Source organism: Marinobacter sp. B-21, from assembly GCF_056857895.1.
Map to the genome: position 1 here is coordinate 121,044 of NZ_JBSXNZ010000087.1, position 10,595 is coordinate 131,638.

The following is a 10,595-nucleotide window of genomic DNA, read 5'->3' on the forward strand; positions in this document are numbered from 1 at the left end:
TAATCCGGTTAAGCCGGCAATATATCCGTTAACGAACACACACGATAATACCTGTGTGCTGTTTCTGTTTGTGCGACGAATGATGAAGCAACCGAGTTGTCACAACATTGGCCGTGTAGCCTTTGTGAACTCGGTATTGCGGCAGCCTGGAGGCAGGTACCGCAGCCCGGAAGCTACGGTACCTCAAGGTGAGGATCGCGGATCGCTTACTGGTAGTAGGCGTTTTCTGTGTAGGAGTGGTCGGTGACATCCCGCACGGCGGTGATTTCCGGCACCCGCTCCTTCAACGTGGATTCAACCCCCTGTTTCAGGGTCAGGCTGACCGCGGAGCAACCCTGGCAGCCACCGCCAAAGCGAAGAACAGCCACGGACTCATCGACGATTTCCACCAGAGACACCTCGCCGCCGTGGGACGCCAGATTCGGGTTGATCTCGGAGGCCAGAACATAGTTGACGCGATCCGGCAGGGGCGCGTCGTCGTCGATCTTGGGCACCTTGGCATTCGGAGCCTTGATGGTGAGCTGCCCCCCCATCTGGTCTTTTGAATAATCGACGTACGCTTCCTCCAGGAAAGGCACGGAGGTGTGATCCAGGTACAGGGTGAACTTCTCAAGGTCTACCTGCTCGTCCGTTGGCACCACTTCATTGGGCGGGCAGTAGGCCAGACAGGTTTCGGCATTCCTGGTGCCGGGCTGGGTCACGAAGATCCGTACGCCCATGCCTTCCACGTCCTGTTTTTCAATAAGTTGTGCGAGGTAGTCCCGTGCGGGATCTGTCACAGTAACCAAAGCCATGTTTTCAACCCGTTTGAAAGTTTGACTCCATTTTAAGGCAGTTCGCGGGAACATGAAAGACCAAGTAAAACAGTCGGGCTTTACCGGAGTAATGAATTTCCCGTATGCAGGCTCATTTCAGGAAGGTAATTGATAATGGTCATTCGCACTAAGACGGGCTCAGGCATTTTTGCTATGATCCCGCGCTATTGACTTCAATACAGCGCTAATGACGACACCCGGAAGTAATCCTATGACCGATCGCAACACCCGTCTCGACCAGCTCCACAAGGCCCTGCAGGAACGCATTGTGATCCTTGATGGCGGCATGGGGACCATGATCCAGAATCTGAAACTGGACGAGCAGGCCTTCCGGGGCGACCGGTTTGCCGATTTCGAGCGGGAAGTTCAGGGCAACAACGATCTGCTGAACCTTACCCAGCCCGCCCTGCTCCGTAACATTCACGCGGATTACCTGGATGCTGGCGCGGATATCATCGAGACCAACACCTTCAACTCCACACGCCTATCCCAGGCGGATTACGGCCTGGAGGAAATTGCCAAAGAACTGAACGTGTCGGCGGCCCGGCTGGCCCGGCAGGTCGCGGATGAATACACCGTGAAGGACCCGGCCAAACCGCGGTTTGTGGCAGGCGCGGTTGGTCCCACGTCCCGAACGGCGTCGATCTCACCGGATGTTAACAACCCGGGATACCGGAATGTCGATTTCCAGACCCTGGTTGATAACTATTACGAGGCGGTAGAAGGTCTTGTTGAAGGCGGTTGTGATCTGATCCTGATCGAGACCATCTTCGATACACTGAACGCCAAGGCCGCGATTTACGCGACCCAGCAATATTTTGAAGACAGCGGCGTCACCCTGCCGATCATGATCTCAGGCACCATTACGGATGCCTCCGGCCGCACACTCTCGGGCCAGACGACCGAAGCTTTCTGGAACTCCGTGGCTCACGCCAGACCGATTTCAGTAGGCCTGAACTGTGCCCTCGGTGCCGACGCCCTGCGCCCCTATGTGGAGGAACTCTCCGCCAAGGCCGAAACCTACGTCAGCGCCCACCCCAACGCCGGTCTTCCGAACGAGTTTGGCGAATACGACCAGACCCCGGAGGAAATGGCCGAGATTATCGAAGGTTTTGCCCGGGACGGTTTCCTGAACATCATTGGCGGCTGCTGCGGCTCCCGCCCGGACCACATCGAAGCCGTCGCCCAGGCTGTTGCCAAGTACCCGCCCCGCAAGATTCCGGAGCGTCCGAAGGCCCTGCGCCTGTCTGGCCTCGAGCCGTTCACCGGCGATGAAAATACTCTGTTCATCAACGTGGGTGAGCGTACCAACGTCACCGGCTCCAAACGTTTCCTGCGACTGATCAAGGAAGAACAGTACGAAGAAGCCCTGAGCGTTGCCCGGGACCAAGTGGAAAATGGCGCCCAGATCATCGACATCAACATGGATGAGGGCATGCTGGAGTCGAAGGAGGTGATGGTTACCTTCCTGAATCTGGTGGCCTCCGAGCCCGATATCTCCCGGGTTCCCATCATGATCGATTCGTCCAAGTGGGATGTCATCGAAGCGGGCCTGCGCTGCATCCAGGGTAAGGCCGTGGTGAACTCCATCAGCCTCAAGGAAGGCGAAGAGGAGTTTATCAGGCGCGCCAGGGACTGTATGCGCTATGGCGCCGCCGTTGTGGTTATGGCGTTCGATGAGCAGGGCCAGGCAGACACCTACGAGCGCAAGACCCAGATCTGCAAACGCTCCTACGATGTTCTGACCGGCATCGGCTTCAACCCGGGCGATATCATTTTCGACCCGAATATCTTTGCCATTGCCACCGGTATCGAGGAACACAACAACTACGCGGTGGACTTTATCAATGCCACCCACTGGATTCGCAAGAACCTGCCCTACGCCTCAATCTCCGGCGGTGTGAGTAACGTGTCCTTCTCGTTCCGGGGCAACGACGTGGTGCGTGAAGCCATTCATTCCGTGTTCCTGTACCACGCCATCAAGGCCGGCATGAACATGGGCATCGTGAATCCCGGGCAACTGGTCATTTACGATGAGATCGACCCGGAACTGAAAGAACTGGTGGAAGACGTTGTTCTGAACCGCAGCGATGACGCCACCGACCGCCTGCTTGAAATCGCCGAGCGCTATAAGGGCAAAGGCGGCAAAACCCAGGAAGAGGATCTGGCCTGGCGTGAATGGCCGGTAGAAAAGCGACTGGAACATGCTCTGGTAAAGGGTATTACCAGCCACATCGTGGATGACACGGAAGCCTGTCGCCAGAGAGCCAGCCATCCCATTGAGGTCATTGAAGGGCCGCTGATGGACGGCATGAACGTGGTCGGTGACCTGTTCGGCGACGGCAAGATGTTCCTGCCCCAGGTGGTCAAAAGCGCCCGGGTCATGAAGCAGGCCGTGGCGCACCTGATACCCTACATCGAGGCCGAAAAAACCGAAGACCAGAAAGCCAAGGGCAGGATCCTGATGGCCACGGTCAAAGGTGATGTCCACGATATCGGCAAGAACATCGTGGGCGTGGTGCTTCAGTGCAACAACTACGAGGTGATCGATCTGGGCGTTATGGTGCCCTGTGACAAGATCCTGGACGCCGCAAAAAAGCATGACGTCGATATTATCGGCCTCAGCGGCCTGATCACACCGTCCCTGGATGAGATGGTCCACGTCGCCCGGGAAATGCAGCGGCTGGATTTCGACATTCCGCTGATGATTGGTGGCGCCACCACATCCAAGGCCCATACAGCGGTCAAGATCGAGCCCCAGTACAAGAATGACGTCGCCCTGTACGTGTCGGACGCCTCCCGCTGTGTGAATGTGGCTTCGCAACTGCTCAGCAAGACCGCCAAACCGGACCTGGTGGGCGCCGCCCGCACCGAATACGACAAGATCCGCGAGCGACGCAAGAACCGGGGCGACCGCACCAGGCTGGTATCCCTGAAGGAAGCCCGGGATCGCGCGCCGGACATCAGTTTTGAGGGCTATCAGCCGCCAAAACCGGCCTTCACCGGTATCCGGGTGTTTGAGGAGTATGATCTTAACGAACTGGTCGATTACATCGACTGGACACCGTTTTTCGTGTCCTGGGATATTTCCGGAAAATACCCGGCCATATTTGATGACCCGAAGCGTGGCGAGGCTGCGCGGCACCTGTTTGATGATGCCCAGACGATTCTCCGCCGGATGATCGGTGAAAAGCGGGTATCTGCCCGTGGCGTCATCGGTTTCTGGCCGGCCAACCGGCGCGGAGACGACATTGTGTTGTACACGGATGAGTCCCGCTCGGAAGAGCTGACCACCCTGCACCATCTTCGCCAGCAAGACGAGAAGGCGCCAGGCAAACCGATGATGGCCCTTTCCGATTTCGTGGCCCCAGAAGGGTCGGACACCTGTGACTATGTGGGCGGTTTCGCGGTAACCACGGGCGTGGGTGCCGAGGAATTCTCGGTCGAGTTCAAGGACGCCAATGACGATTACAACGCCATCATGGTCAAGGCCCTGGCCGACCGGCTGGCTGAAGCGTTTGCCGAGCGCATGCATGAGCGGGTCCGGAAGGAATTCTGGGGCTACGCCGCCGACGAGCAGCTGGGCAGTGCCGATCTGATCAAGGAGCGGTATCGGGGCATTCGCCCTGCGCCGGGTTATCCCGCCTGCCCGGATCACACTGAGAAGGCCACGCTGTTCAATCTGCTGGATGCCACCAACAAGGCCGGTATCGAACTGACCGAGCACTTTGCCATGTTCCCGGCGGCGGCGGTGTCTGGCTGGTACTTTGCCCATCCGGAATCCAAATACTTTGCGGTCGGGAAAATTGGCGCGGATCAGGTTGAGGACTATGCTGCACGCAAAGGTATTTCCAAGGCTGAAGCGGAACGCTGGCTGGCGCCAAGCCTGGCATACGATCCGGCGGAGTAAGCTTCAGATACGGCTGATAACAGGGGCGGCTTTATGACGGAATCCTCCGGGGCGGAAAACAAGGATCAACAAAAACCAAAGGGACCCGGCGTTCTGAAAGTCATGCAAAGCATCCTGGCCGGCGCTTTCGGGGTTCAGTCCGACAAGCGCCGGGAAGAGGATTTTTCAAGCCACAGCCCCTGGCCCTACATTATTGCCGGCGTGTTATTCACCGCCAGTTTTGTGGTGGGGCTGATTGTGATCGTGAACCTGGTCCTGGCCAGCCAGTAAGGTTATTGGCTGGAGACCCAGACCACCGCAAATGCGACGGCCAGGATGACCAGCAGAACGGCGGCAACGGCATCAGCCTGGCTATCTGAGCGCATGGTCTTCTTCATGTCTTTTCCTCTTTCCGGGTTCAATGTCGCGTTCTTGTTATTAAGGTAACAGCGAGGTGCAACTGCTCCGCTGACGCTTTTAAGTTAAGCAGGAAATTGATATTCGTCCAGTCCGTTGTTCCGCCCGCTTATCGCCTGAATCGATAAACATATTTTGAAATAATCATTTTAAGAATAAAAACCCGCTGTTATCCTTTCCCGCAGATATAAGGCCGTCGGCCCGGATATGACGCTTTCAAGCAGGATCTTCCTACTATGTACGTATACGATGAACATGATCGTCAGTTAGCTGCCGAAAGGGTTGCCCAGTTCCGTGACCAGACCGAGAGGGCCCTGGCCGGCGAACTGGCTGAAGATGAGTTCCTTCCCCTGCGCCTGCAGAATGGCCTGTACATTCAGCGTCTTGCCCCGATGCTCAGGATCTGTGTTCCCTACGGCATGATGCGTTCTGACCAGTTGCGCAGGCTGGCACGCGTCACCCGTGACTATGACAAAGGCTATGCCCATTTCACAACTCGTCAGAACGTGCAGCTGAACTGGCCGGCGCTTGAGGATGTTCCTGACATTCTGGCAGAACTGGCCGAAGTGGAGATGCACGCCAACCAGACCAGCGGTAACTGCATCCGGAACACCACCACGGACCAGTTCTCCGGGGTTCAGTCTGACGAAATTGCAGACCCGAGGCCCTATTGCGAAATCATTCGCCAATGGTCTACTTTCCACCCGGAATTTGCGTTCCTGCCACGCAAATTCAAAGTTGCTGTGAATGCGTCGGAACAGACAGACCGTGCGGCCATTCAGGTGCACGATATCGGCCTGCAGATGGTTCGCAACGATGCCGGTGAACTGGGCTTCCGGGTTCATGTTGGCGGTGGCCTTGGCCGCACGCCGATGGTCGGGCCGGTGATTCGTGGATTTCTTCCCGAGCTGGATCTGCTCACCTATCTGGAAGCTGTGCTCCGGGTTTATAACCGGTACGGTCGCCGGGATAACAAGTTCAAGGCCCGTATCAAGATTCTGGTCAAGGCACTGACGCCGGAAGGGTTTGCCGAAAAGGTCGAAGCCGAGTGGGCCCACATCAAGGATTCCCCGACCCGCCTTACCCGCGAGGCCATTGAGCGCATCCAGGGCTACTTCACCGAGCCGGATTACGCGGCACTCGACAATGCCACGGACTTGCTGGCTAGCCAGCGTTTCGAGCACAGGGGCTTTGACCAGTGGCTGACTCATAACGTGGACAGCCACAAAAAGCCGGGTTATGCCATTGTTAACCTGACCATGAAGAAGACAGGGACGCCTCCGGGTGATGTCACTGACCGGCAACTTGAACAGATCGCGGATCTGGCCGATGAATACAGTTTTGGCGAAATCCGGGTAACCCACCATCAGAACGTGGTGCTTGCGGATGTTCGCCAGGAACAGCTGCTGGACCTGTGGCAGGCCATTGTCCCCATGGGGTTTGGCACCGCCAACCTGAACACCCTGACGGATGTGATCTGCTGCCCCGGTGGTGATTTCTGCGCCCTGGCCAACGCCAAATCGATCCCCGTAGCCGAAGCCATCCAGCGAAAGTTCGATGATCTCGATTACCTGTACGACCTGGGCAACATTGATCTGAACATCTCCGGCTGTATGAATGCCTGTGGTCACCACCATGTTGGCAATATCGGAGTTCTCGGGGTCGACAAGAAGGGTGAGGAGTTCTATCAGATCAGTCTGGGCGGTTCGTCCCACCATGATGCCTCAATTGGCAAGATTCTGGGGCCGTCGTTTGCACGGAACGAGATGCCCGAGGTAATCGCCAAAATCATTGATGTGTTTGTGGATAAGCGCACGGAGGAAGAAACCTTCCTGGACACTTATCGCCGTGTTGGAATTGACCCTTTCAAGGAGCGGGTTTATGCCTAACGTTATTTCCCGGGATGGCAGCATCCGTCACGACAACTGGGTTGTGGTTCCCCGCCCTGCTGAGGGCGAGTCACTGGATATTCCCGCTGACCAGCCGGCGCTGATCCCGGCGGATCTGTGGCTGGCCGGCCATGAGCATTTTACTGGCCGTGAGGACATCGGCGTGTGGTTCGACAGCCACGATGAGCCAGAGATTCTGGATGGCCGGGTGAATGAGCTGCCGGTGATTGCGGTGAATTTTCCGAAGTTCAGTGATGGCCGCGGTTACAGTATTGCGCGGTTGCTGCGGGAACGTTTCGGCTATGTGAATGAGCTGCGGGCCATCGGGGATGTGTTGCTGGATCAGCTTCAGTTCATGAAGCGGTGCGGGTTCGATGCTTATGTGCTTCGACCTGACAAGGATATTACCAAGGCGGAGAGATGTCTGAACTTCTTCAGCCAGGGATATCAGGCGGCTACCGATACTGATATCCCTCTCTTTCGGCGTCGGGCCTCTTAACTCAGACTTTTCTGGCATTAGAGTATGAAGTGATTGAAAAAGGGGTCAGAAGAAAGCTTTCTTCTGACCCCGATGTGCATGACTTTCCCAGTACCTGTAGGTCGGATCAGGCGAAGCCGTAATCCGACAAACCAGGAAGCCTCTTCCTCAATCTTGCTTCTTACTTCGAGTGATCAAGAACAATTTTCCCGGAAGACTCACCCTTCAAGAACGCCTTCAACGCCCCCTCCAGCTCACCTCGCCCGATATCACGGGCCGAAGCTTCAGTCTTCGGGCAGGCCCATTCACCCGCGAACTTCTTCCAGACCGCTTCTTTCTCCGCCAGCGGGATTTCAACCGAATCCACACCCAGCAGGTTGACGCCACGCAGGATAAACGGCAGCACGGTTGTCTGCATCCCAGGTCCTGCAACGAGGCCGCAGCATGAAACGGAGCCACCGGGCAGGATCTGTTTGAGCAGTTCGGCCAGTGGGCCGCCGCCGACGGTGTCTACCGCGTTGGCGAAGACTGGTTTAACCATGGGTTTCTTTTCTTCGGCCAGGGTTTCGCGGCCCACGACTTCTTTGGCGCCCAGGGCTTTGAGGTCGTCGGCGTGGTCGGCTTTGCCGCTGATGGCGACGACATCGAACCCGAGTTTCGAGAGCAGTTCAACGGCGACGGAACCAACTGCGCCGGAGGCACCGGAAACAGCGACTTTGCCCTGTTCGGGTTTCGCGCCCATGGTCAGGAGTTTCTGAACGCAGAGGCCGGCGGTAAGGCCGGCGGTGCCATAGATCATGGCGGTTCTGGCATTCCAGCCGGAAGGCATGGGCACGCACCAGCCAGCGGGTACACGGATGTATTCGCCAAAACCGCCATCGGTGTTCATGCCCAGATCGTAACCGGTGACAATAACCGGGCTACCCGCCGATGGGGTGCCGGTGGCCGACTCCACAACCTCGCCGGCGGCGTCAATGCCGGGGGTGTGAGGGAAGGAACGGGTAACCCCTTTGTTACCGGAGGCCGACAGCGCATCCTTATAATTCAGAGAAGAGTGGGTAACCCGGATGAGTACGTCACCTTCCGGAAGGTCTGAGGTACTGAGGGTTTGCTCTGCCCCAACGTACTCTCCACCCTGTTCCTCAACGCGCCATGCTTTGAATTCGGTGTTGTTTGTCATGATTGTTCCCCGCTTTCTGTAGGCTACTGGATTTTCTGGTTGCGAAACGCACTCAGTATTTTCCAGACGGTGTGTTCAAGCGCTGTACTGGCGGCCAACCCGAGTTTTTCCGGGAGCGTCCGTTTGCGCTGGTAGGCCACTGAGACTACATCTGCCCTGTCGCAGGCTTCAATGAGATATTCGTCGGAGGTCTTGATCTCGTCGATCAGTTTCACCTCCAGTGCCCGCTTTCCAAACCAGATATCGCCGTTGGCTACGGCGGTGATATCCAGTTCCGGCCGACGTTCGCTGACATATTCCTTGAACAGAACATGGGTATCTTCAAGATCTTCGAGGAATTTCTGGCGGCCTTTATCGGTGTTCTCACCAAAAATCGTCATGGTCCGCTTGTGCTCGCCAGCTGTCAGAACTTCGAAATCGACATTGTTTTTCTGGAGGAAGCGATGGAAATTGGGAAGCTGGGCAACAACACCGATAGACCCCAGAATGGCAAAGGGTGACGCAACGATTTTGTCTGCAACACAGGCCATCATGTAACCGCCACTGGCTGCGACCTTGTCGACACAGGCGGTCAGGCGGACACCTTTGGTGCGGATACGGTCCAGCTGAGCGGCGGCAAGACCGTAGGAGTGAACCAGCCCGCCACCGCTCTCGAGACGAATGACGACTTCGTCCTTTTCCGGGTCGGCTACGCTCAGTACGGCAGTGATGGCCCTGCGCAGAGGATCGGTGTCGCTGGCTTTGATGTCGCCGTCAAAATCAAGCACGTAGACGCGCCCGCGGCTCTCTTCCTTAGCATCATTCTCCTGCTTTTTCACCTTGGCAGCTTTTTTCTCGGCTTTCTGTTCTTTCTTCCGGGCCTTTTCGAACGCCTTGCGTTCGTGATCAGACATCAGCCTGGCCTGAATGACCTCCCGCAATTTGCGGTATTTTTCATTGAGTTTCCGGATTTTGAGCTCTCCCTCGCCCTCATGATCGCCCCGGTCCTTCTGGGCTGCCGACATGATGACAGAGATCACGACCAGCGCCGCCACTACCAAGGTTACGATCTTGGCCAAAAACAAACCGTATTCTGTCAGGAACTCCAAAGTGCTTCTCCAACTGAGTGTGCAAAGGCAAGAGTGTAACTTACCGAATTTGCGGTGATAAGGAGAGCAAAAAAATTAAAACAAGCGTTCGATCGGCCTTGACAGAACCGACCACTCGCCATAAAGTCGGATTGCGAGGCCGGCTCCACCCAGGCACCCGAAAAGGCTCGTAAAGCCAGGGACATCAAGCCGCCGTCATGACAAGACAACCATCAAAAAGGGTAAAACAATGTCTGTAGCTCAGGTATTTGAACAGCTCGAACAGAATTTCAACGCAGACGCAGCGCAGGGCCTGGACCTGGTTTTCCAGTTCGACATCGAAGACGACAAAACCTACCACCTGGTCATCAACGATGGCACCTGCAAGATGCACGAGGGCGCCCATGACGACCCCTCCGTTACCCTGATCATGAACTCCGAAACCCTGCAGGGCATCGTTTCTGGCGAGACGGACGGCATGCAGGCGTTCATGGCCGGCCAGCTGCGCGCCGAGGGCGACATGATGCTGGCAACCAAGCTGGGTGAACTGTTCAAGATGGGCTGAATGCCCTGACTGAGATCGAGTAGGAGGGGGAGTTACCTCCCCCGTCCTCTCACACCACCGTACGTACGGTTCCGTATACGGCGGTTCATGGCTGGCTCTGAAGCCGAGTCATCGTATCCAACAAGCTTACCAGAGACAGGCGGTTAAAGACCTTCTTGGGGAGTGCGGCATTCATATGCGATGCCCCGCTATTCCACCAAGGCCCGCGCCCGTTTGTCGCGCTTTTCCAAGCCCGTTCCTCCACCAGTCCAAGCCGCATCAGGTTGCGAGCTCGAGTGTGAACTCGCTTCCATTG

General features: G+C 56.6%; 8 protein-coding genes and 1 pseudogene. 5 read left to right on the forward strand and 4 right to left on the reverse strand.

The window, feature by feature from the left end; translation table 11 throughout:
* Positions 1–206: 206 nt before the first annotated feature.
* Positions 207–794 carry a Fe-S biogenesis protein NfuA gene (gene nfuA, locus AC13C0_RS18065; protein ID WP_117617195.1) on the reverse strand — a complete coding sequence of 196 codons (588 nt, stop codon included), beginning with the start codon at positions 792–794 and terminating at the stop codon, positions 207–209.
* Between the two features lie 232 nt (positions 795–1,026).
* Between nfuA and metH the strand changes: the two genes are divergently transcribed.
* The 4 genes from metH to AC13C0_RS18085 all read left to right on the forward strand — a co-directional run bounded on the left by metH (position 1,027) and on the right by AC13C0_RS18085 (position 7,509).
* Complete coding sequence (gene metH, locus AC13C0_RS18070; RefSeq protein ID WP_482954846.1) at positions 1,027–4,725, forward strand: methionine synthase; 3,699 nt, start codon at positions 1,027–1,029, stop codon at positions 4,723–4,725.
* A 33-nt stretch (positions 4,726–4,758) separates the two neighbouring features.
* Complete coding sequence (locus tag AC13C0_RS18075) at positions 4,759–4,995, forward strand: DUF2970 domain-containing protein (protein ID WP_117617197.1); 237 nt, start codon at positions 4,759–4,761, stop codon at positions 4,993–4,995.
* Between the two features lie 362 nt (positions 4,996–5,357).
* On the forward strand, positions 5,358–7,010 hold the full coding sequence (locus AC13C0_RS18080; protein WP_482954847.1) for a nitrite/sulfite reductase: 1,653 nt from the start codon (positions 5,358–5,360) through the stop codon (positions 7,008–7,010).
* On the forward strand, positions 7,003–7,509 hold the full coding sequence (locus tag AC13C0_RS18085) for a DUF934 domain-containing protein (protein WP_482954848.1): 507 nt from the start codon (positions 7,003–7,005) through the stop codon (positions 7,507–7,509). The genes AC13C0_RS18080 and AC13C0_RS18085 overlap by 8 nt, the downstream gene beginning before the upstream one ends.
* Before the next feature lie 160 nt (positions 7,510–7,669).
* Here the strand turns inward: AC13C0_RS18085 and AC13C0_RS18090 are convergent, their stop codons facing one another.
* A complete protein-coding gene (locus tag AC13C0_RS18090; RefSeq protein ID WP_482954849.1) occupies positions 7,670–8,668 on the reverse strand; it encodes a YhdH/YhfP family quinone oxidoreductase in 999 nt (332 codons plus the stop codon).
* 23 nt (positions 8,669–8,691) lie between these two features.
* A complete protein-coding gene (gene sohB, locus AC13C0_RS18095; protein ID WP_482954850.1) occupies positions 8,692–9,756 on the reverse strand; it encodes a protease SohB in 1,065 nt (354 codons plus the stop codon).
* Between the two features lie 229 nt (positions 9,757–9,985).
* Here sohB and AC13C0_RS18100 point away from each other — a divergent pair, with 229 nt between their 5' ends.
* Positions 9,986–10,300, forward strand: coding sequence for an SCP2 sterol-binding domain-containing protein (locus tag AC13C0_RS18100; RefSeq protein ID WP_008171697.1), 315 nt, complete (start codon positions 9,986–9,988; stop codon positions 10,298–10,300).
* An 85-nt stretch (positions 10,301–10,385) separates the two neighbouring features.
* Here the strand turns inward: AC13C0_RS18100 and AC13C0_RS18105 are convergent.
* Positions 10,386–10,595 (reverse strand): annotated as a pseudogene (locus tag AC13C0_RS18105) (group II intron reverse transcriptase/maturase); the annotation flags it as partial.